20 protein-coding genes and 1 tRNA gene are annotated in these 21,244 nt (G+C 62.0%); 19 read left to right on the top strand and 2 right to left on the bottom strand.

Annotated features, from left to right (window positions below):
* The first annotated feature begins 147 nt into the window (after positions 1 to 147).
* The 16 genes from rph to QEN71_RS03570 all read left to right on the top strand — a co-directional run bounded on the left by rph (position 148) and on the right by QEN71_RS03570 (position 16,083).
* Positions 148 to 888 (top strand): ribonuclease PH, encoded by a 741-nt coding sequence (rph, locus tag QEN71_RS03645; RefSeq protein ID WP_201653019.1) that lies wholly within the window; start codon positions 148 to 150, stop codon positions 886 to 888.
* Positions 881 to 1,516, top strand: a complete 636-nt coding sequence (rdgB, locus tag QEN71_RS03640; protein WP_201653016.1) for an RdgB/HAM1 family non-canonical purine NTP pyrophosphatase — start codon at positions 881 to 883, stop codon at positions 1,514 to 1,516. The genes rph and rdgB overlap by 8 nt, the downstream gene beginning before the upstream one ends.
* Positions 1,513 to 2,727, top strand: coding sequence for a radical SAM family heme chaperone HemW (hemW, locus tag QEN71_RS03635; protein WP_201653013.1), 1,215 nt, complete (start codon positions 1,513 to 1,515; stop codon positions 2,725 to 2,727). The genes rdgB and hemW overlap by 4 nt, the downstream gene beginning before the upstream one ends.
* Before the next feature lie 57 nt (positions 2,728 to 2,784).
* Positions 2,785 to 2,874, top strand: a tRNA-Ser gene (locus QEN71_RS03630).
* A gap of 290 nt (positions 2,875 to 3,164) precedes the next feature.
* Positions 3,165 to 3,965 (top strand): hypothetical protein, encoded by an 801-nt coding sequence (locus QEN71_RS03625; RefSeq protein ID WP_201653010.1) that lies wholly within the window; start codon positions 3,165 to 3,167, stop codon positions 3,963 to 3,965.
* A 121-nt stretch (positions 3,966 to 4,086) separates the two neighbouring features.
* Positions 4,087 to 4,302, top strand: coding sequence for a helix-turn-helix transcriptional regulator (locus QEN71_RS03620; protein WP_201653007.1), 216 nt, complete (start codon positions 4,087 to 4,089; stop codon positions 4,300 to 4,302).
* Positions 4,302 to 4,694, top strand: coding sequence for a hypothetical protein (locus tag QEN71_RS03615; protein WP_201653004.1), 393 nt, complete (start codon positions 4,302 to 4,304; stop codon positions 4,692 to 4,694). Before QEN71_RS03620 ends, QEN71_RS03615 begins: the two co-directional genes overlap by 1 nt.
* A gap of 176 nt (positions 4,695 to 4,870) precedes the next feature.
* Complete coding sequence (locus tag QEN71_RS03610; protein WP_233471968.1) at positions 4,871 to 6,118, top strand: AAA family ATPase; 1,248 nt, start codon at positions 4,871 to 4,873, stop codon at positions 6,116 to 6,118.
* Positions 6,115 to 6,729 (top strand): TubC N-terminal docking domain-related protein, encoded by a 615-nt coding sequence (locus tag QEN71_RS03605; protein WP_201653001.1) that lies wholly within the window; start codon positions 6,115 to 6,117, stop codon positions 6,727 to 6,729. The genes QEN71_RS03610 and QEN71_RS03605 overlap by 4 nt, the downstream gene beginning before the upstream one ends.
* A gap of 34 nt (positions 6,730 to 6,763) precedes the next feature.
* Complete coding sequence (locus QEN71_RS03600) at positions 6,764 to 7,444, top strand: hypothetical protein (RefSeq protein ID WP_233471967.1); 681 nt, start codon at positions 6,764 to 6,766, stop codon at positions 7,442 to 7,444.
* 319 nt (positions 7,445 to 7,763) lie between these two features.
* Entirely contained in the window at positions 7,764 to 8,306 is a 543-nt protein-coding gene (locus QEN71_RS03595) for a hypothetical protein (protein WP_201652998.1), read from the top strand.
* Positions 8,307 to 8,585: 279 nt separating this feature from the next.
* Positions 8,586 to 9,011 (top strand): hypothetical protein, encoded by a 426-nt coding sequence (locus QEN71_RS03590; protein WP_233471966.1) that lies wholly within the window; start codon positions 8,586 to 8,588, stop codon positions 9,009 to 9,011.
* A gap of 316 nt (positions 9,012 to 9,327) precedes the next feature.
* Complete coding sequence (locus QEN71_RS03585; RefSeq protein ID WP_201652995.1) at positions 9,328 to 10,692, top strand: tetratricopeptide repeat protein; 1,365 nt, start codon at positions 9,328 to 9,330, stop codon at positions 10,690 to 10,692.
* A 5-nt stretch (positions 10,693 to 10,697) separates the two neighbouring features.
* Complete coding sequence (locus QEN71_RS03580; protein ID WP_290468234.1) at positions 10,698 to 14,948, top strand: RHS repeat-associated core domain-containing protein; 4,251 nt, start codon at positions 10,698 to 10,700, stop codon at positions 14,946 to 14,948.
* 23 nt (positions 14,949 to 14,971) lie between these two features.
* On the top strand, positions 14,972 to 15,268 hold the full coding sequence (locus tag QEN71_RS03575) for a hypothetical protein (protein WP_201652989.1): 297 nt from the start codon (positions 14,972 to 14,974) through the stop codon (positions 15,266 to 15,268).
* An 89-nt stretch (positions 15,269 to 15,357) separates the two neighbouring features.
* Positions 15,358 to 16,083 carry a hypothetical protein gene (locus tag QEN71_RS03570; RefSeq protein ID WP_201652986.1) on the top strand — a complete coding sequence of 242 codons (726 nt, stop codon included), beginning with the start codon at positions 15,358 to 15,360 and terminating at the stop codon, positions 16,081 to 16,083.
* 610 nt (positions 16,084 to 16,693) lie between these two features.
* On the opposite strand, the gene QEN71_RS03565 is transcribed toward QEN71_RS03570, so the two are convergent.
* Both QEN71_RS03565 and QEN71_RS03560 read right to left on the bottom strand, forming a co-directional pair.
* Positions 16,694 to 17,890, bottom strand: a complete 1,197-nt coding sequence (locus tag QEN71_RS03565; RefSeq protein WP_201652983.1) for a tyrosine-type recombinase/integrase — start codon at positions 17,888 to 17,890, stop codon at positions 16,694 to 16,696.
* Between the two features lie 133 nt (positions 17,891 to 18,023).
* Positions 18,024 to 18,173: a hypothetical protein gene (locus QEN71_RS03560; protein WP_201652980.1), complete on the bottom strand. Its 150-nt coding sequence runs from the start codon at positions 18,171 to 18,173 to the stop codon at positions 18,024 to 18,026.
* A gap of 178 nt (positions 18,174 to 18,351) precedes the next feature.
* On the opposite strand from QEN71_RS03560, the gene QEN71_RS03555 reads away from it, so the two are divergent.
* The 3 genes from QEN71_RS03555 (at position 18,352) to QEN71_RS03545 (ending at position 20,973) form a co-directional block, all read left to right on the top strand.
* Positions 18,352 to 18,858: an energy transducer TonB gene (locus QEN71_RS03555; protein WP_201652978.1), complete on the top strand. Its 507-nt coding sequence runs from the start codon at positions 18,352 to 18,354 to the stop codon at positions 18,856 to 18,858.
* A 419-nt stretch (positions 18,859 to 19,277) separates the two neighbouring features.
* Positions 19,278 to 20,585 (top strand): MFS transporter, encoded by a 1,308-nt coding sequence (locus QEN71_RS03550; protein WP_201652975.1) that lies wholly within the window; start codon positions 19,278 to 19,280, stop codon positions 20,583 to 20,585.
* Between the two features lie 208 nt (positions 20,586 to 20,793).
* Entirely contained in the window at positions 20,794 to 20,973 is a 180-nt protein-coding gene (locus QEN71_RS03545; protein WP_201652972.1) for a hypothetical protein, read from the top strand.
* Positions 20,974 to 21,244: the final 271 nt, after the last annotated feature.

The raw sequence follows: 21,244 nt of genomic DNA, 5'->3' as shown, positions 1-21,244 counted from the left end.
CAAACGGCGCTTCGGGCGGTGTCGTGCGTGTCGCCACATCCGCGGCGTTTGCCGCGACGAATGGCGTTGCGCGATACGGGCGGCGCCGGCGCGATCGGCGGTAAAATTGCAGTTTCCTTCCAGCCTCTCTCCCCCACTATTCCGACGATGAACGACACCACGAAACGCCCCAGCGGCCGCGCCGCCGATCAGCTGCGCGACGTGCGCATCACGCGCCATTACACGAAGCACGCGGAAGGCTCCGTGCTGGTCGAATTCGGCGACACCAAGGTGATCTGCACGGCGAGCATCGCCGAAAGCGTGCCGCCGTTCCTGCGCGATCGCGGCCAGGGATGGCTCACGGCCGAATACGGCATGCTGCCGCGCGCGACGCATACGCGCAGCGACCGCGAAGCCGCGCGCGGCAAGCAGACGGGCCGGACGCAGGAAATCCAGCGCCTGATCGGACGCGCGCTGCGTTCGGTGTTCGATCTCGAACGGCTCGGCGCGCGCACGCTGCACATCGACTGCGACGTGATCCAGGCCGACGGCGGCACGCGCACGGCGAGCATCACGGGCGCATTCGTCGCCGCGCACGACGCCGTTGCGAAGCTGCTCGCGACAGGCCGCATCGAAACCTCGCCGATCACCGACTACGTGGCAGCCATTTCGGTCGGCGTGTACGACGGCGTGCCCGTGCTCGATCTCGACTACGACGAAGACTCGCAGTGCGATACCGACATGAACGTCGTGATGACGGGCGACGGCGGCTTCGTCGAAATCCAGGGCACGGCGGAAGGCGTGCCGTTCTCGCGCGACGAGATGAACAAGCTGCTCGATCTCGCGCAAAGCGGCATCGCGACGCTGATCGCGATGCAGAAGGAAGCACTGGAGTTGAAGGGTGAGTGACAGGGTCAATGATCGCCAGGACAATGCGCTGCGCAAGATCGTGCTGGCGTCGAACAACGCGGGCAAGCTGCGCGAATTCGCGGCGCTGTTCGGCACGGCGGGCATCGAGCTGATTCCGCAAGGCGCGCTCAACGTGCCGGAAGCGGAAGAGCCGCATCCGACGTTCGTCGAGAACGCGCTGACGAAGGCGCGTCATGCGTCGAAACTGACGGGCCTTCCCGCGATCGCCGACGATTCCGGCCTGTGCGTGCGCGCATTGCGCGGCGCGCCGGGCGTCTATTCGGCGCGTTACGCGCAGCTTGCGGGTGGCGAGAAAAGCGATGCCGCGAACAACGCGCGACTCGTCGAACAACTGAAAGACACGAGCGACCGGCGCGCGTATTACTTCTGCGTGCTCGCGCTGGTGCGCCATGCCGACGACCCGGAGCCGCTGATCGCCGAAGGCCGCTGGCACGGCGAGATTCTCGATGCGCCGCGCGGCGCGAACGGCTTCGGCTACGATCCGTACTTCTTCCTGCCCGCGCTGAACGCCACGGCTGCCGAACTCGAACCGGCCGTGAAGAATGCGACCAGTCATCGCGCGCTTGCTCTGCAGCAACTGTTCGGCCGGTTGAAGGAGGAAGCGTGAGTTCTGCATCGACGGTCGGCGTCAACGTCGTCAAGGCGTTCTCATCGCCAGGCAGCATCCGGCTGACTTCGCTGCCGCCGCTCGCGCTTTATGTGCACTTTCCGTGGTGCGTGCGCAAGTGTCCGTATTGCGACTTCAACTCGCATGTATCGAAAGGCGGCGCGTTCCCCGAAGACGATTATCTCGACGCGTTGCGCAGCGATCTCGAACAGGCGCTGCCGCTTGTCTGGGGACGGCAGGTGCATACCGTGTTCATCGGCGGCGGCACGCCGAGCCTGATGTCGGCGAAAGGACTGGACCGGCTGCTGTCGGACGTGCGCGCGCTGCTGCCGCTCGATGCCGACGCCGAGATCACGCTCGAAGCGAATCCCGGCACGTTCGAAGCCGACAAGTTCGCGCAGTTTCGCGCGAGCGGCGTGAACCGGCTGTCGGTCGGCATCCAGAGTTTCAACGAAACGCATCTGAAGGCGCTGGGCCGCATTCACGATTCGACGCAAGCGCGCCATGCCGTCGACGTCGCTGCGAACACGTTCGACAACTTCAACCTCGATCTGATGTTCGCGCTGCCGAAGCAGACGCTGGCCGAATGTCAGGCGGATATCGAAACGGCGCTCTCGTACGCGCCGCCGCATCTGTCGCTGTATCACCTGACGCTGGAGCCGAACACGCTGTTCGCGAAGTTTCCGCCGCCGCTGCCCGACGACGATTCGTCCGCCGACATGCAGGACTGGATTCACGAACGCACGCGCGAAGCGGGCTACGAGCGCTATGAGGTGTCGGCGTATGCGAAGCCGCATCGGCAGAGCAAGCACAATCTGAACTACTGGCGCTTCGGCGACTATCTCGGCATCGGCGCGGGCGCGCATACGAAGCTGTCGTTTCCGAACCGCATCTTGCGGCAGATGCGCTACAAGCATCCCGCGACGTTCATTGACGAAGCGCGTTCGGGCAATGCCGTGCAGGAAGAGCATGAAGTCGGCGCGCGCGATCTGCCTTTCGAGTTCATGCTGAACGCGCTGCGGCTGGTGGAGGGGTTTCCTGTCCATCGGTTCATCGAACGTACGGGTTTGCCGATGACGTCGATCGAGCCGGCCTTGCAGGAAGCCGAGCGCCGCGGACTGATCACACGCGACTTCGAGAAGATCGCGCCGACGCCACTGGGCCAGGCATTCCTCAACGATCTCCAGGGGCTGTTTTTGAAGGATTCGTGATCGGCGGGATGGTTTGTTGTTTGGGAGGGAAGCGTTTCAGGTTACAATTTCGGGCTCGGAGGGTTGGCAGAGCGGTTGAATGCACCGGTCTTGAAAACCGGCAAGGCTTTACGGCCTTCGTGGGTTCGAATCCCACACCCTCCGCCAAGATGGATAACAAAACCCAGTAAGCTCAACGACTTACTGGGTTTTTGTTTTTTTAGCCCATCAATTGGCCCATCAGCGAGCACGCTCTTGTGGAGTCAGCCGCCCCTTCGTTTGCGCTCTGCCAACGTGCCGGAATGTTCAGGAAAAAGGCGACGCGCTAGAATCATTTAGAAGGACTACAGGCGAGGCTTCCCCCGGTAGTCGGCGGCGACATTGACGAGCCGTCCGGGAGGTTCCGGCGAGCGTGCGTCATCGCAGACTACTACAGGTTGTACGTGGAGGAAGGCGCGATGAAAGCTTGGGAAAATGATTCGTGTGCGACGGTGCAAGCATGTTTTTCTGTATATCCGGTCGCGGTTGCTGCGGCATTGTGGTGTGGTGTCTCGCCCGATGAAGTCGATGAAGAGTTGCGGCGTGCGATCCCCGTTGGACAGGGAAATGCTCTTGCCCGCGCCACTTTGCGGCATCCGTACCTGAAGTGTCTGGAGCCCCGCATTCGCGCCATTCACGCCGCGATTGACGGCGGAGAGTTGCTTTCATGCCGGGAAGATGGCCGCCCTGTAAACGGTGAGCATGTCGCTTATGAACGTCGGCATGTATACGGCCAGCATCTGAAAGAGTGGGCAAAGTCCATTGCACCTAGTGAGCGTCCCGCATTCCTGTTCGATGACGTGGAACGTGGCATCCACTCTGCCATCACGCAGGAGGCGTATCAGGCACTCAAGGCCGCGCACGACGGGAAAGAGCAGAAGCTGATCCGAGCCAATGAACGAATCCGGGAACTCGGAGAAGAGAAGGCTCGCATCGAAGCCGAGTGCAATTCGCTGAAAGGCATGGTGGATCGTATGAGCGCGCAACTAAAAAGCGCTCCGCCGGGTGAACGCTCGGAAACGACCTATCTCAATATTATTGCGGGGCTGGTGCGCCTGTTGACGCCTTCTCATGTACAAGACCTCGCGGGCGCACGCTATGAAAGCCAGGCTGCTGTCATACAGGCGTTACTCTCTGCGTTTCCATCGACGCCGGGTATTTCGCAAAGGACGCTGGAAGAAAGATTCGCGGCAGCGAATCGGAGTATCGACGCATCCTGATGCGATCACCGCAATCGCGGTAGCTTACGCCGCAACTGCGGTGCAATCCGCCGCGCATTCCGCTTGAATGAAGCCCATGCCGCGCTATTCCGGCGCGCGCCTCACTCTTTGAGGTGAACACATGGCTGATCGAACCATCCCCATTCTGATTCCCCGTTCTCGCGTCTCGGAGATAACCGGACTTCAGCGCAGCGCCCTTTATGACCGTATTGCGCGCGGCGACTTCCCGAAGCCCGTCACGATCGGCAGCGCGTCCGTGCGCTGGATCGAGGCTGAAGTTATTGGCTGGGTGCAGCAGCAGATCGACGCCAGCCGCGCTCAGTCCGGTGGCAGGTAATGGACGCCGCCGACGTTCAGTCGCAGACCGCGCCGCCCGATGACGCCGAAGCGCTGGCGGCGGCGCGCGCCGAATTCTGGGCGCGGTGGCGCGGAGAGCTTCCTTCTTACGCTGAATCGCGCCGTGTTGCCGTTCGATTGATCGAAAGCAATGCGGCCGTCACAGGTACGCCGCGCAATCCGCTGGCCGCGCGTGTTGCGAATGGCGCGAGCCGCCGCAGGGCGGAAGCGCTAGTCGCGTGCTTTGAACGTCTCATAGAAAAGGAACTGGCCCGCTGCGAGCGCTGCATGACGCCCGGTGAGTGGCGCGAGCATCGCGAATGGGTGGAGCAATATGCGCGCGGCTCGCTGTGGGAAGCACTCGAACAGCGCTCGCACAAGGGAGTGCTATGAGAAGCCAAAGCGAGAAGGAGGCTGATCTGATGCACGCCGCCGCCCTGATCGAGTTGAACGACAACCGCCGCGAACAGATTGAGCGCGGACGACAGCGTGCCGCACAGGGCGCACAGATAGCGACAGAGAAGATCACTGGCGCGAAGGTCACAGCGCGCAAGGCGAACAGCGATGCAATGGCCAACGGTCAACCGGCAGAGGAACCCGCCGCCGTCCTGCTTCAGTGTGCGGCGGACGTGAAGCCGCAGCCCGTTACCTGGCTGTGGCCGGACTGGCTCCCGGCGGGCAAGCTGACGATCCTGGCGGGCGCGGCGGGAACCGGCAAAACCACGCTCGCAATCAATCTCGCCGCTGTCGTGTCGCGCGGCGGCGCGTGGCCGGACGGAAGCACCTGCACACACCCCGGCCAGGTGTTGATGTGGAGTAGCGAAGATGATGTCGGCGATACGCTGGTGCCGCGCCTGATGGCGGCGGGGGCGGACCTGGCGAAAATCCACTTCGTGCGCAACGTGGCGAGAACAGACGGCGAGCTGGTGCCGTTCGATCCGGCTCGCGACATGCCGCTGCTGAACGCGCGCATGGCCGGTATGGGCGACGTGCGCCTGCTGATCGTCGATCCGGTGATGAGCGCCGTGGGCGGCGACGCGCACCGCGCCAACGATGTGCGCCGCGATCTGCAACCGCTGGTTGACCTGGCCACGCGTCACGGCGTAGCCGTGATCGGCATTTCTCACTTCGCCAAGGGATCGGGCGGCAAGACGCCGGTGGAGCGCGTGATCGGCTCCCAGGCGTTCGGCGCGCTCGCCCGCATGGTGCTGGTCACGGTGAAAGAGGAAGGCGCGGAGCGCCGCATTCTGGCCCGCGCGAAGTCCAACATCGCGCCGGACGACGGCGGCTTTACCTATGCGCTGGAGCGCGTCGAGGTCGCGCCGGGCATCCGCACAAACGCCGTGGTGTGGGGCGAACGCATCGAGGGCAGCGCGCGCGAAATCCTGGGCGAAGTGGAGCAGGACGACGACGAACGCCGGAGCCTGCGCGACGAGGCGCGAGAGTTTCTGGCCGGACTGCTGGCGAACGGCCCGGTCGATGCGCGCTCTATCAGGAAAGATGCGGACGGGGCTGGCTATAGCTGGTCGACGATGTTTCGCGCCGCGCACGAGCTTGGCGTCGAAAAGGAAAAGGCTGGCATGAAAGGCGGCTGGCGCTGGGCGTTGCCGAAGATTTCAGGCGGCGAAGATTTCACGAAGATTTCTGGACTCTGTGGTGTGAAATCTTCGGGAGGTCGTGAAATCTTCGGTAGCGGCGCGGGTTTGCGGTCTGCCCCTTTGGGCGGTTTTGCCGAAGATTTCAGCAATACGGAGTTGGAATCTTCGGGAAAAAAAGAGCCGCCGGACGACGATGACCGCGTGAAGGATTCGGTATGAGCGCCGCCGAGCTTGTGGAGCGCGCCGCCGCCCTGGGTGTCTCGCTCTGGATCGAGGGCGAACGCATTGGCATCGAGGGACCCGCGCATAGCGTCGCGACGATCAGGCCGGAGCTTGCGGCGCGCAAGCCGGAAATCATGAAGTACCTGCTGACGGGCGGAACAGGCGGTGCCGTCATTGACGAGCCGCCAGCCAGGCAAGCGGCCAATGATCCGCAGACCCAGCCCGATGACGATGACTGCGCCGGAGCGCTGGTTGACCCACTCAGAGGCCCCTACCTGCCTTGGGGGCCGCACCTCGCGGCGGACAATGTGCGGCGACTTCGCGCCGGACTGTTCGCGATGATTGCCGAGATCGCGAACGCAGAAGGCTGGCCGCGCGAGCGCTTCAACGGGATCATGTCGCGCGCCGTGCGCGGGCCGCTGTCGGACCTGTTGCCGAACATCGAATACTTTCATTCGAAGGTGATCGAGCGCCGCGCGGAGACCGAGGCGCGCGCGCTGCTGGCGGCGCGGTCGTGGAAGCTCGAAGGTTTGGACGACCGGCACGCGTGCCCCGGCTGCGATGGCTCCTGTTTGGGAACGAAACGAAGCTGCACGCGCAGGGCATGATGTGGATGGCAAGGTGACGGACGGAGGCAACACCATGACGGTGAAGGTCAGAAAGAAGACAGGCGCGAACGCGGCCACCGGAGCGAACGGGACGAATGGCATCGGGGCGTCCGAAGCGGCGAGGCGCGAGTCGATGGCCCTCGGCGCGCGTGTCGCGCACAGTCCGGCGCTGCGCGCGGCGGGTGCCGTACAGCCTTACGTTGAGCACATGTTCGGGCCACATACGGATATTGACGCCTATTCGCAGCGCTTGGCATCGCTGGCGGAAGACATCATCGATGGCGACATGCGCGGCGTCGAGCGGATGCTCGTCGCCCAGGCGAACACGCTGGACATGATCTTCAATCAGCTTGCACGCAAGGCCGCGCACTGCGAATACCTGAACCAGTTTCAGGTGAACATGGCGATGGCGCTCAAAGCGCAGGCGCAAAGCCGCGCGACGCTCGAAGCGCTAGCGGAACTGAAGAACCCGCGCGCGGTGGCGTTCGTCAATCAGGCGAACATCGCACACGGTCCGCAACAGGTGAACAACCACACAAAAGACGGCGGCGCGCCGCCCTGGCATCACGCGCGCGCGGAAGATTCCGCGAATCCTTCGAACGAACTATTACCGGACGATCATGGGACGACACTGGACGCCGCAACAGCGGGCGCAGCAGGCCGAAGCGATCCGACGCTGGAAGCCGTGGGAAAGTTCGACGGGACCGCGCACTGAGGCGGGCAAGGCCGTATCCGCGAGCAACGCGACCATGCACGGCATGAGGTCCGCAAGATGGCGGGCCGAACTTCGCGAATTGAACGCACTCTTGCGCGAATGCAAAAAACGGCTGGACCGCTGAACCTTCCGGCCAGAAAAAAGGCGGTGTGCGGCAGCATGGAGGATGCGCCCGGAACTTCTTGTCGGTGGCGGTATCAGGTTGCGCTCGATACGGGCGCGTCATTCGGGTCCTTCCCGGCACCATTTGTCACGCGGGTTGCGCAGACCGCGATTCCGGCGTAGCTGTGGGTATCGAAACTTGTCCTGGGACAACATCGTGAACGAACGAATCAGCGCATCGGAATTCGCGCGCCGCGCCGGTTGCGATGTCAAACAGATTCGCCGCGCGCTTGCACGCGGGGCGCTGGAACGCGGCGCGGACGGGCTGATTGATACGGCAATGATCGGCACGGCCTGGCGCAAACCGAACCGCCGCACGCTCGCGAAGGATGTGCGGGCTGACGCCCAAGACAACGCGACGGCGCAAACCCCGGCAGGACGCGAATCCGATTCCTTGCCGGGCATGTTGCCGCTGGCGGAAGCGCTGCGTCTGAAGGAGCACTATGCGGCGATGCTGCGCAAGCTCGAATACGAACAGCGCGAAGGGAGCCTGATCGAACTGGCGCAGGCCGAGGCCGTGGTGTTCGACATATTCCGCGCTGCGCGCGATGCGTGGCTCGCGTGGCCATCGAAGGTCGCGCCGTTCATTGCCGCCGAGTTGGGTGTAGAGGTGGACGCCGTGGCGATGTTGCTGGCCGAGTACGTCTATCGTCAGCTTCAGGAACTTGGCGAGCCGCAGCCTGATTTCGTGAACGGGTGATCCGCCACCAGTCAGAAGCCGTAACGGCGTGCGCTATACTCCAAACATCACGGAAACACCGTGATCCTGGATTGGCGTCCAGGAACGATACAGGCGGGCAACCGCCGACCGGCGGTTTTTTTATGCCCGCATCAAGCGCCCTATGGTCGGGTCTTGGTGAGGGAGCGCTTGCGCTCGCCGGTTTCCTGTATCGCCGGTACGCCAACCTTGCCTTGCGCCCGGCCACCCCGATTGGCGTCGGGGCAGTCGGGTTTATTACCCGATACAGGAGGCCGCATCATGCGCCACGTTCCCGCTCGCCCCGAGCAATCCCAATCTCTTCTTTCTGCCACTGACGCCGTCTCACGTGAGCGCGAAGCACTGGAGCGACAACGCGCCGACCTTGTGAGCGCGCTCGCCGCTGCCGAGCAATCTGCCAGCTTCTTTCCGCCGGGCTCAACGGAACACGGCAAGGCTAAAGCCCGCGTGACGCTTCTGCAAAACGAATTGCGTCTTATGCGGGGCAGGCTTGGCGTCGCAAAGAAGTCTCTCGACCTCGGCGAGCTACTAATTCAGATTTGCCGCGAGCGAGCCACGCCAGCCGAATGGAAGCGCACAGTTGCCGAGGCTCGGCGACGACATGACGCACAGGCCGCAACGAAGGATGTCGGCCCGCTGCTGGCCGATACCGAATCGGCACCGGGCAGGCCGATCGAGCGGGACTGAGCTGGAAGGTATCCGCAGCTCGCAGGAACCGCACTCATGCAAAGTAAATAGAGTCCGGTGCGGGCCGCGCAACTTCGGACTTCTCTGATTGGCAACATCCACTGCCAGGCTGACATTGGCGCATTCGCGCGCGGGCGGCTGCGCGCGCAAGCATCCGCAGCAATAACGATCACAAGAAAGGAGCTGGTCCCATGCATTGCCCGCAGTCCGCGCAGTCTGATCCGTGTTGCCGTTCCTTCTGCCTCATCCACCAGCCGGAAGGGCTCGCAAGTCCGGGATGGCGTGAGTGCCGTCCCGCGACGGTGGATGTAAAAGCATGAGCAACTGGCATCCGACCAATCCCGTCGAGCGCCGGTTCATGGCGGTTCACGATGACTGGATGATCTTCGCCACACACAGCCATGCCCGTCTGATGTACTGGCAAACCAGCGAAGCCGACCGGCGCATGCTTGACACCTACTTCCAGCGACAGGACAGGCTGTCCAGCGCAGTGCTGCGCCTCTACACCGGTTTCGTAGACGCTGACCTGTACGCCGCCGCTCTCGCCGATGAAATCGTCGCGTGGTATGAAGATCGCAAGGCGACTTCACAGGCAGGAGGCGTCACGGCGGACTGGGTGCCGCCTGTCCGGGGACGGGATGAAGCGGCGACACCCTACCTGCTGCGGATCACGGGCAGCCTGATGCGTCATCACCCGGACGTGTTCCCGGAGCTGGTGCTGATTCTCGAACCGGGGCGGATCAGCAAGCCCGACGCGCTTGAGCGCTGGCTAGATACGCTGCTGGGCTATACCGAACGTGACGCCTGGCAAGCTGCGCGCCTGCGTTTCGTGCTGACAGGCACGGATGCCGAAGCGCTTGCAGGGTTGCGCAAGCGCCGACCCCAGCAGGTGATGCTTTTGCAAGGCCGCTATGGCACGGAAACACTGCCGCGCGAACTGGTTGTCGAATCAGGCCAGCGTGGTCCGCAGGGTGATTTCCTTCGCCTGTTCGTAGAACTGAACGAGGTCCTTGAACGCGGTGATGTCGCGCGGCTTGAACGCTTGCGTGCCGAAGCGCTGACGGTCACACAGCAACAACGCTGGTTCGACCAGAGCGTGACCGTTCATCTGCTTGTGGGGGCGGCCTGGCTGAAGTGGAACGAGCCAGCCCAGGCGCTTGCCGCCTACGAACAGGCCACGCAGGCCGCGCATCAGGCTATCGACGCGGCTCATCCGGCGGCCAGAAAGCTCGCCGTCAACAGCCTGTTCGGTGAAGCCAGTGCGTACTGGATGCAGGGCAACCATCGCCATGCTGCCGAACGTTACGAGCGGGCCGCATCGTTCGCTGAAGCAGACAGGGACGGCGTTCTCGCCGTCGAAGCGTGGCGCATGGTCGGTGAGTGCATGAACCAGATGCGGCGTCAGGAAGATGCGCTGGCGGCGAATTTCCGCGCGCTTGATTTCGGCGCGTGGATCGACCCGGCGCTGCGTGCCAACAGCAACGTCCAGCACGTCGCACAGCAGGCGCTTACGCGCGTTGGCACGTTTCATCGTCGGCGTGGCGAGCTGACGCACCGGCTGCGCATCCTGTATGGCGAGAACTGGACTGAGACTATCAAACCGCTACCGCCCGAAGCCGTCACCGCGCAAATCATGGCCGACATGCCCGATACATCTGGCCCCCCGGGAGGGACGGCGTAATGGGCATGCTGGCGGTGACCCATCTCACGCCCGTCGTGGGCGTGGACGTACACATGATCCAGACGCCTGCGGGCGTTGTCCTGCCGATACCGCACCCGCACGTGGGCTTCGTACTGGACCCGGCTGAATACCTGTCGTGCCTGCCCGAGGGCGTGGGCAGCATGGTTTCGATAGGCATGATGGCGATGGGAGCAGCTTCCATTGTCAAGCTGGGCATGCGCAGTATCGGCGCGGCGGCAGTCGCGGCAGGCGCGATGGCCGTCTCGATGGCGGCCGGCGGCGGGGGCGGCCCGATCTGGGTCAACGGCCTGATGCGCTCCACGGCCGGCACGCAGACCATGCACACGCCGGGCTTGCATTTTCCGATCGGCGGTATCTTCACCGGTCCCGATGCTCCCAAACCGGCCGGCAATGGGGAAGCGTTCCTCGGCAGCATGACGGTACGCGCCAACGGCGATCCGATGGCCTATGCCGTGCTGCCCGCGCTGACGTGCTGGTTCGCGGGCATGTTGTCGCTCTCGCATAACAGCGAGCACACGAAACGCGGCGCGTCGTCGCTGCCCACCTCGGTCATGCTGCCCGTTCCCGCTGGCCGTCCCGTGCTGGTGGGCGGCCCGCCCGTACCGAGCATCGCAGCGCTGGCGGGCATGGCCATGCAGGCGGCACACGCGCATGGCATGAAGAAAGAGCCCAGGTTCTGCAAGGTGTCGAAGGCGATTCAGGACCGCGTGGGTGACGGCCTGTGGGGCAAGGTCGTCAAGAAAGTCGCGAAATGGGCCTTCGGTGAACCCGTCAACGGTATCACCGGCGAAGTTGTCGTGCAGCAGCACGACTTCACCGTGCCGGGACGGCTACCGCTGGTGTGGGATCGTTACTATGCGGGCCATGATGCTCAGCCGGGCGCACCGGGCTACGGCTGGCAGTCGCCCGCCGACATCCGCTTCGAGCTGTTTGCGCACGATGATGAGATCGGCGGACTCGTCCGTTTCCCCGACCAGTGGGTCTGCTTCGACCAGCTTCCGGCAGACGAAGGCTGGGCTGCACGCATCATTGAAGGCGTCGGTGGTCATGCGCTGTATCGTGACGGCGACGGTCACTTTATCGTGCGCTCGCGTGACGGGCATGAATACCGTTTTCCGCTTCCCGGCCACTGGCGCGAGCAGGCACTCGCCGCCAATCCGCAGCGACCGCTCAGGCTGTGGCCGGAACAGTTCAACGACCTGAACGGAAACGCGTGGCGCATCGGGACGGGAGACGCACAGGGGTCGCTTCTTTTCGCGGAATGGTCGGGCGATGCGCCCACGGGCCGCACTGTGCAGTGCAAGGCCGGGGACGTACGCGGATGTCTGGGCGCGATCACGCTGCACGATGCGCAAGGACACGTCTGGCCGCTCGTGCGCTACCGGCAGAGGGCGTCCGGTGATCTGGTCGCGGTTCATGACGCGCTTGACGAGCCGTACCGCTTCGAATACGACGCGGCACACCGGATCGTGCGTCATACCGACCGCAACGGCCTGTCGTTCTATTACTCGCATCAAAAGCACGATGATGGCCGCTGGCGCGTCGATCACGCGTGGGGCGATGGCGGCCTTTACGACTACCGCTTTGAATACGATCTGACCTACCGGGAAACGCACATCACCGATTCGCTCGGCGGCCTCACGCGCCTGCAATGTGATGAGCGCGGTCTGCCCGTCATGCTGACGAATCCGCTGGGCGGCGTATCAAGCTATCGCTATGACGGGCTCGGACGCACGATCGAGGAAGTGGACCCTGCCGGATACCGGACCCGATGGGAATACGATCTGTGTGGCAGTCTCATTGGCCATACCCTGCCTGATCGCAGCGCCACGCGTACCGAATACGATGACGAACTGCGGCCTGTTGCCATCACCGATCCCGAGGGCGGTGTATGGAAACAGGCGTGGGATTCGTGCGGCAGGCTGACGGAACAGACGACGCCTTCGGGCATCGTCACGGAATTCGGCTATGACGCTCGCGGCCAGCTCGTGCAGGTGCGTGACGCAGGCCAACAGGTCACCACGCTCACCTATGATCCGCTGGGTTATCTCACGACCCTGACAGACCCGGTTGGGCGCACTACCCGGCTGCGGCATGATGCGCACGGCAAACTCGTTGAGCGGCGATCGCCTGGCGAAGAACCCGCCTTCTATTCGTGGGACGCCAGGGGGCGACTCACGGCCTGTACGCTGCCGGGCGCGCGCTTCGTGCGCTGTGAATACGATGCTGAGGATAACCTCACGCAATACACCGACGAAGCTGGCCACGTCACGCGCTTCGGCTATTACGGACAGGGGCGGCTGGCTAGCCGCACCGAAGCGGATGGCAGCATCACGCGCTATCGCTACGACACCGAGGAACAGCTCGTCGGCGTGACCAACGCGTTGGGACAGACGTGGCATCTGAACCGCGATGCGGCCGGCCGCCTTATCGAGGAAGTGGGATACGACGGTCGCTCACGCCGCTACACCTACAACCCGGCAGGACATCTGACGCAGAGCATCGACCCGCTGGGCAATGTGCTCGCGGTGACGTGCGATCCGCTGGGGCGAATCACGCGGCGCACAGTTGAGGGCGGCACCGAAAACGAGGAATTCGCGTATAACCGGCGAGGCCAGTTGACCCTTGCGCGCAACGGGTACGCTACGGTCGAGCGGGACTTTGATGCAGACGGTCGCCTGACGGAAGAAACGCAGCAGCATGCCGATGCCAGGGGCACGCTAGCATACGTCTACAATGCGGCGGGCCGCCTGAGCGACCAGAAACGCACGCTGCAAGCTGCCGATCCCACCTTCGGGCAGACACTGGCCTACACCTATGATGCGCTCGGTCAGCCCCAGTCGGTCCAGATTGACGGTCACGAGCCTATCCGCTTTACGCGTGATGTTGCGGGACGGTTGGCGCGCACACAGTTCACGACCCACCTCGAACATGGCTACGAATACGACCGCGCGGGACGCCTGAGCCGTCATGCCACGCGCAGCGCGGGTCACCGTGACGACGAAACGCGTTTTGAATACGACATCAGCGGCAACCTCACCGGACGCAGAGACAGCCGCCTGGGACACGACCTGTTTCGCTATGATCCGCTGGGTCGCATTGTTGAACATACCGATCCAGCCGGACGCCTGAAACATTTCTTCCATGACGCGCATGGGGATCGTTTCAGGGTCGTGCGCGACGATGAACACGGACGCCAGTTGCAGCACGCGGACGGCGGGGTGTGGCAACTCGACGCAGCGGGGCAGCTCGTCACAAGGCAGGGTCGCGAACACGGCGTCCAGGCCTTCGAATGGGATGCGTTCGGGCGGATGGTGCGGTTCGAGAACACGCGCAACGAGCGGTGGGCGTACCAGTACGATGCGCTGGGGCGACGCATTGGCAAGCTGGCGCTCGACGTGCGCAGGCCAGGCGCGACGCACAGCCAGCAGGGATCGCAGACGTGGTTCCTGTGGGATGGCGACGCGATGGCTGGTGAAGTGCGGCGGCAGGTGGCACACGGTCCGCTTTCCGCACACTTCTACGCGTATCATCTGGGCAGCTTCGCGCCACTGGCATTGCAGGCGGATGACGGTGTATCTAAGCAACTTTACTTCTACCAGACCGACCCGAACGGTGCGCCCGTCCGCCTGCGCGATGCGGATGGTGGTATCGTCTGGGAAGCGCACTACGCTGTCACGGGCAGGGTCGATCACGTTGAGACGCATCGGATTGAGCAGCCGATTCGGTTGGCCGGACAGTACTTCGATGACGAGTCGGGGCTGCACTATAACCGGCATCGGTACTTTGATCCCAACACTGGATCATTCATTAGTCAGGATCCGATTGGGCTCGAAGGCGGGCAGAATCCCTATCAGTTCGCACCCAATATCATTGGATGGGTTGATCCTCTCGGCTTAAAATGCGGCCCAGACGCTCCATTAGACTGGAGCGGCTTTGATCCGGCAGGACTTTCTCGGAAAGAGCATGTGAAACTTCACGGTGCTGATGACGTGACAAAAGATTTGCATGGAATATTTTCTGAAAACCCTATGCACATGGTGCAACAAGCATGGAAAAAAGCCAAGGACATGGGAATTACTCCCACCTCTCCAGGAAGGAGGGAAACATATACAATCCCATTCCCCAATGCGGGAACTCAAGGCGGAAAATTGGGAAGTGGGGCGACTCTCAACACCATAAAAATAGTCGTTGAGAAAGGTACAAATAAAGTAGTAACTGCATTCCCTGAATAAGCGCGCATGGAAGGAAGAAATAAATGGAAAATGGGTCGTATTTTTTTATAAAAGATGACGATGCCTCAAATCGGCAAAGCATAGGAGTTTTGCTTGTGCATAATAGCAAAATTGGCGACGATATTTTTCTTTACTGCATGGAGTACGCTCAATTCTGGCGACATATGAGCGGAAGTGTTGTTATGGATGAAGTTGACTTCAAAAAGCCACATATATCGCCCGTGGCATTTGGCGATTTGCTGGAATCAAATTTCGCAGCCCATATTAGTGGGGTGGTTAATATTACTGATGGAAGAGTAATAAATTCAATACAATTTTAACGGTCGGTCTTTATTGACGTGCACGGCGAGACTGTTTTCTGGGCTCACAATTCCGATTACCTGAAAGCCGCTGATGGAAAGTCATACAGATGACGCTTGCGATTGCGGTGTTGTCGGCTATTCTGGCCGCATATGCAGGTGGGGCGTGCGCATCAAAGAGTTACGATGATTACGACACCTTCTACACTGCCCAGCCTAGAGCGGTGTTTGAGGTTCCAATTGCATCCGGCGATAGTGCTGCTTACGCCAATCCCGGAGAACCTGGAATCTATACTGAATTGCAATCTGATTTGGACGGGAAACTGATACACATTGTAATTTCAAGCAATCGAATCACGGTCAATGATCGAGCCTATTTTTTTGCGAAGGCTGTGACCTTTCCAGGAGAGCATGCCTCAGACATCTATCCACCTTCTGCCAGTGCATTCTTGGCCCCTAGGGCAAAGTTTCACACCGACTCCCTTTGCGTCCAAGGTTACAGTAACGGGTCAGGCGAAGCAGATCGTCATACACAAATCTATTTGCTAGTTGAGCCACTACAGCCCAAAGGTCGTGGACCGCTCCTGCATTTGCCGGGTCTGCTCTCGTCGTGCCGAGCCATAGTGGCAACGAAGAACGGTCAACTTACTTTTCCAAAGAACAGTTATTTGCTGGACGAGGCGCAAGACACACGCATAGGCCTGCTCGTCTCGTACTTCATTTTTAAGAGCGGACACTTTGCACCCACCAACAACGACGTCCGCCTTCGCTTCGCCAGCCCGGGAAATCCGTTCACGTTTTCGCGGCAAGACGAGTTAGCCCCTAGGGAGCCGTGACCCTTTGCGCAAGTCGGTCGCCGCCCACGTGCGCCGCCCACGCTTCCATCATCGGGCGGCGCTGTTCAAGCAAATCAGTTCGGTGATAACTCGCTTCAACCTTGTTCGCGACAGTACGTACAAACGCCCATTCCGCCAGATCGCGAGCGTAGCCGCCTTCGCTGGTCCAATCCCGAAAGCTTGATCGGAAACTGTGCGCGCAGGGGAAATGGCGAGCACAAGTCGTCAACACCCCCAACTATTTTCAGAGTTGTCCGATACCAAATCTTTCCCCGATTCGTCGAAATTGACTGTGGGAATTGCGCGCTTACTTTGAGCGTGAGATTTTCCCGGCATGGCGAATGATGACTGCATTTCAACGGAAAGGAAGCGATGAATATGACGAGCATTAACCCCGGCCCGAAACCTAAACGAGAAGATGGCAAAGACGACCGGAGGCACCACGTGAATCCTCCAACCAAACCCAAGCACCCCACGTTGCCGATTCACGATCCAAAGAAGAAGTGAACGTAGCGGCATGACCTAAATTGTTATTGGGCATGTGCGCATAGCCGTTTCTCCCGCTTGGGGGAGACGGCAGTACGCAGCAGTCAGTCTAGAGACTTCCCTTTTACCTTTGCGAACAGACATGTTCCGCCCACTTCTCCATGAGTGGCCGTCGCTGTTCGAGCAAATCCGTGCGGTGATAAGCCGCTTCAACTTTGTTCGCGATGGTGTGCGCGAGCGCCCGCTCGGCAAGGTCGCGCGCATAGCCGTTTTCGCTGGCCCAATCTCTGAATGAGCTTCGGAATCCGTGCGCGGTCGCGGCGCGGCCCGGCGTATCGCTCTTTGCATTCACGCGGCGAAGTAGCGCCGTCAAGGTCATATCGGATAGCACCTTGCCACGCGGCGACGGGAACACCAACGTCTCGTGTTGTTTCTGTTCTTTCAGCCGCTTGACGAGCGCGAGCGCCGCCACCGAGAGCGGGACGCGATGCGGCTCCTTCGCCTTCATGCGCTCGCCGGAAACCGTCCAGATACCTACGTTGAGGTCAAACTCCGCCCATGTCGCGCCGCGCACTTCGCCACTTCTCGCCGCCGTGAGAATCAGGAACAGCAGGGCCGCACGGGTGTTATCGCGGAGTTCGATATCCCGAAGTTGCGCCTTTGCGAACGCGGGAACATCGCGCCAGGGCATCGCCGGTTGATGCTCTTTCTTCGTCCCCTGCTTCGGCAATATATGGTCAACAACGCTTACCGGGTTCGCGACGATATGGCCGTGAGCCCAGGCCCACTGCATCACGGCGTGCATACGTTGGCGGGTACGGCTGGCGGTTTCGGCCTTGTCCAGCCAGATAGGCCGCAACACGTCCGCGCAATCGGCGGGCGTGATCGCGCCAAGCGGTTTGTTGCCGATCTTCGGAAACGCGTAGGCTTCAAGCGTGCTGATCCACTGCGCGGCGTGCTTCGCGTTCTTCCATCCGGGTTTGAGTTCGCCATGAAGCTCGCGCGCCGCCTTCTCGAAGGTGAGCGCAGCAGCGGCGACGCTGGCAGCTTGCTGTTCGCGGTTGCGCGCGTCGATGGGATCGGCTCCGCCGTCGATCAATTTGCGCATCGCGAGTGCCTTCTCTCGCGCGTCGGCAATCGATACTTCGGGATAGACGCCAAGTCCTGCATCGCGGCGCTTGCCCGTTACTGGACTCGTGAAGCGTAGCGTCCACTTGCTGCCTGTCTTGCCGGGAGTGAGAAGCAAGCCCGTAACTTTCCCGTCGAAAACTGGCTTGTCGCCAGCCTGTAGTGCTTTTGCCTGCCTGTCCGTGAGTGCCATTTCAGCCCATCGTATAGCCCATCGCCAAGTGGCGGATAGCGCCGGAATATTGTAGCGTGCTACGGTGATGAAATGACACCAACCCATTGATATTATGCAATTTTGTGGAATGTCGCGGAAACTGGCGGATTATTTATTGGCGGACACACCCTCCGCCAGCTTTTTCCTGTTGCGCCTCTTCCTGATCGCCAAAAATCCAGTCGGAATTTCTCCGGCGATCATCGCTTCCTTGCCTTTGTAATTCTCCTGTCGTACTGACGAACGCTCCACTGGCTTCGCTCACCGATTTCTCCTTCCAACGTTGGCTCGCACTCAGCGAACGAGCGCATGGAGCGCACATCCGTTCCGCAAAACATCCTCGACAACCAACGCGCGCTACCCCGCACATCCGTACCAACGCTCATTGAATCGCAACACGCATCGTCTACGATGAACATACATCTCGCGTGCGAGTTATTGCGATGTCCAGCCTCTCGCTTCCCAGCCGCATCCACCCGACGTTCAAGCGAGCCGCGGCACTCGCCTTCATGCTTCTAGGCGCGGCCTGCAGTTTCACCGTCACGCCGCCGCAGCCAGCCGCAAGCGTCGCGCCTCCACCCGCCGCCATCAACAGCCTGACGCTCGATCAGTACCGCACGGCTGTTGCGCAACGCATCGTCGAACGGAACCCGTCGTATGTGCTGCGCGGCACCCCGCAAGCGATGCTGCGTTCGCTCGTCGTCGTTTCGTTCGTCGTGGATCGCAATGGACAGATCGTCGCGTCGAACGTGTATCGCACGAACGGCGACGATGAAGCGGAGAACACCGCGCTCGCCACGCTCCGACGCTCTGCGCCGTTGCCGCTGCCGCCGTCGAAATTGCTGAACGGCAGAGGCCAGGTCGAACTGTTCGAAGACTGGCTCTTCAACGACAACGGCAAGTTCCAGCTGCGCACGTTCGCATCGCCGCAGGCACAAACGATCGATTGAATGCGCGATGCCGTCGGCGTGCATTGAAGCGCAAGACAAGTCACCCGAACGAACGCTCAACAGGCAGCAAGGCACGCCGCCTTGCCGCCCGGCCGCCGCCCTCGCTATAATTTTTTAAATATCCGCCGGAATCTCCGGCCCTCGCTGCGCGCCGCCAGCTCACCCGCTCGCGTCGCGCGGTCCGACCGTCACGTTGCCGCGCCACCCGCGCGCGCGTCCGTCCGGTTTGCTTCGCGCTTCGCTTGCGCGCGGCAAGCTGTCGATTCGTTGCACGTGCAACGTCTCGCGTCGCGAGTCCGCTCGCATCGCCGACACACCGTCGTTCACACGATTGCGCGCGCTCCCGCTTCGCCTACACTCAGACACACAAAGGCGCACCGCCCGCCCCGCGGCTGCGTCGCGACATTTGGAGACCCTGCATGTCCACCTCGCCCCTTTCCAGCGCCCAGCCCGGCGCGGGCAGCAAGAGCAGCGCCTCGCGCGTGATCTTCGCGAGCTTCATCGGCACCGCGATCGAGTTCTACGATTTCTACGTCTACGCGACAGCCGCGGCGCTCGTCATCGGTCCCGTGTTCTTCCCGCACGGCTCGGCGACGGCTCAGGCGCTGTCGGCGTTCGTGACGTTCGGCATCGCGTTCATTGCCCGACCGATCGGCTCGTTCCTGTTCGGCCACTTCGGCGACCGCATCGGCCGCAAATCGACGCTCGTCGCGTCGCTGCTGGTGATGGGCCTGTCGACCACGCTGATCGGCTTCGTGCCCGGCTACGATTCGATCGGCAGCCTCGCGCCGATCCTGCTGTGCGTGCTGCGCTTCGGCCAGGGCATCGGCCTCGGCGGCGAATGGGGCGGCGCCGCCCTGCTCGCCACCGAAAACGCGCCCGCCGGCAAACGCGGCTGGTTCGGCATGTTCCCGCAACTCGGACCGTCGATCGGCTTCCTCGCGTCCAACGGCCTGTTCTTCGGCCTCGCGCTGTCGCTCTCCGACGAGCAGTTCCGCAGCTGGGGCTGGCGCGTGCCGTTCATCGTCAGCGCGGTGCTGGTCGCGCTCGGCCTGTACGTGCGCCTGAAAATCGCGGAAACGCCGGCGTTCCAGGCGGCCATCGATCGTCAGGAACGCGTTCGCGTGCCCGTCGCGACGCTGCTCGGCAAACACCTCGGGCCCGTGATCCTCGGCGCGTTCGCGATGGTCGTCTGCTACACGCTGTTCTACATCTCGACGGTGTTCTCGCTGTCGTACGGTGTGTCGGCGCTGCACATCTCGCGGCAGAGCTTCCTTGGCATGCTGTGTGTCGCCGTCGTCTTCATGGCGCTCGCCACGCCGCTGTCCGCGTGGGCCAGCGATCGCTTCGGCCGCAAGCCGGTGCTGATCGTCGGCTGCATCGCGGCGATCCTGTCGGGCTTCACGATGGCGCCGTTGCTCGGCAGCGGCTCGATGCCGCTCGTGCAACTGTTTCTCATCATCGAACTGTTCCTGATGGGCGTCACGTTCGCACCGATGGGCGCGCTGCTGCCCGAACTGTTCCCGACCAATGTGCGCTACACGGGCGCGGGCGTCGCGTATAACCTGGGCGGGATTCTCGGCGCATCGGTGGCGCCGTATATCGCGCAGATGCTCGCGGCGCAAGGCGGGCTGTCGTGGGTCGGCCTGTACGTGTCGGCGGCTGCCGTGCTGAGCCTGATTGGCGTGCTGTGCATGCGCGAGACGCGCGACGCACGGTTGATGTAACCCCACCAGCCGACGTTCCAACGCAAACGGCCCCGGTGCGATGTTTCGCGCCGGGGCCGTTTTGCATCGCGGGCACTGAGTTCCAGATATCGAGTCCGTACTAACAAGCGAGGACAGGGAAATCCCCCGGGTTGCCGCACTTTCCGTCATCCCTATACTCGAACCATAAGCAGGCCATTCGATAGCCATGCTGCATGGGGAGGCATCGATGAACTTTCATCTGGATAACGCGGACGTCGTCGTCATCATCGCGCTGGCGTTGCTCGGTTCGCTGCTGCTCGCGTTCCGATTCAAGCCGGCAAGCTGGAAAGGCATCGTCGTCGAAGCCGTTGCCGCGAACCTGGCCGCTATCGCCGCCGTCGTCGCGTTCGAAATGCTGATGGCCTGAGCGGCCATCAGCGCCACTCACCCGATCAGCGGTAGTAGTAGCCGTGATGGTGATAGCCGCCACCTTCCGGCACCACGATACAGCCACTCAGCGATGCAGCCAGCAGCGCGCCCGTCACCAAAGCCAACATCAAGCGTTTCACGTCGTTCTCCCTTAGAGTCAGTGTCGTTTTATTCGAGCGAACCCCGAATGACCTCGATTGGACACGAACCCGTCAGGGGTGAGCGTTGCAATTTGTAAGCGTCCACTCCGTCTGTGTTACAGGCAGAGA

This window comes from Paraburkholderia sabiae, assembly GCF_030412785.1.
GTDB lineage: Bacteria > Pseudomonadota > Gammaproteobacteria > Burkholderiales > Burkholderiaceae > Paraburkholderia > Paraburkholderia sabiae.
Note: the sequence above shows the minus strand (reverse complement) of the source record. Positions and strands in the feature narration are given on the sequence as shown.

What these genes read in the sequence shown, in the direction of transcription:
- QEN71_RS03605 (WP_201653001.1), top strand. Translation starts at nt 6,115, where the DNA reads ATGAGCGCCGCCGAGCTTGTGGAGCGCGCCGCCGCCCTGGGTGTCTCG.
- QEN71_RS03610 (WP_233471968.1), top strand. Translation starts at nt 4,871, where the DNA reads ATGGCCAACGGTCAACCGGCAGAGGAACCCGCCGCCGTCCTGCTTCAG.
- QEN71_RS03550 (WP_201652975.1), top strand. Translation starts at nt 19,278, where the DNA reads ATGTCCACCTCGCCCCTTTCCAGCGCCCAGCCCGGCGCGGGCAGCAAG.
- QEN71_RS03555 (WP_201652978.1), top strand. Translation starts at nt 18,352, where the DNA reads ATGTCCAGCCTCTCGCTTCCCAGCCGCATCCACCCGACGTTCAAGCGA.
- QEN71_RS03620 (WP_201653007.1), top strand. Translation starts at nt 4,087, where the DNA reads ATGGCTGATCGAACCATCCCCATTCTGATTCCCCGTTCTCGCGTCTCG.
- rph (WP_201653019.1), top strand. Translation starts at nt 148, where the DNA reads ATGAACGACACCACGAAACGCCCCAGCGGCCGCGCCGCCGATCAGCTG.
- QEN71_RS03590 (WP_233471966.1), top strand. Translation starts at nt 8,586, where the DNA reads ATGCGCCACGTTCCCGCTCGCCCCGAGCAATCCCAATCTCTTCTTTCT.
- QEN71_RS03565 (WP_201652983.1), bottom strand. Translation starts at nt 17,890, where the DNA reads ATGGCACTCACGGACAGGCAGGCAAAAGCACTACAGGCTGGCGACAAG.
- QEN71_RS03615 (WP_201653004.1), top strand. Translation starts at nt 4,302, where the DNA reads ATGGACGCCGCCGACGTTCAGTCGCAGACCGCGCCGCCCGATGACGCC.
- QEN71_RS03600 (WP_233471967.1), top strand. Translation starts at nt 6,764, where the DNA reads ATGACGGTGAAGGTCAGAAAGAAGACAGGCGCGAACGCGGCCACCGGA.
- QEN71_RS03625 (WP_201653010.1), top strand. Translation starts at nt 3,165, where the DNA reads ATGAAAGCTTGGGAAAATGATTCGTGTGCGACGGTGCAAGCATGTTTT.
- QEN71_RS03585 (WP_201652995.1), top strand. Translation starts at nt 9,328, where the DNA reads ATGAGCAACTGGCATCCGACCAATCCCGTCGAGCGCCGGTTCATGGCG.
- QEN71_RS03580 (WP_290468234.1), top strand. Translation starts at nt 10,698, where the DNA reads ATGCTGGCGGTGACCCATCTCACGCCCGTCGTGGGCGTGGACGTACAC.
- QEN71_RS03575 (WP_201652989.1), top strand. Translation starts at nt 14,972, where the DNA reads ATGGAAAATGGGTCGTATTTTTTTATAAAAGATGACGATGCCTCAAAT.
- QEN71_RS03545 (WP_201652972.1), top strand. Translation starts at nt 20,794, where the DNA reads ATGAACTTTCATCTGGATAACGCGGACGTCGTCGTCATCATCGCGCTG.
- QEN71_RS03570 (WP_201652986.1), top strand. Translation starts at nt 15,358, where the DNA reads ATGACGCTTGCGATTGCGGTGTTGTCGGCTATTCTGGCCGCATATGCA.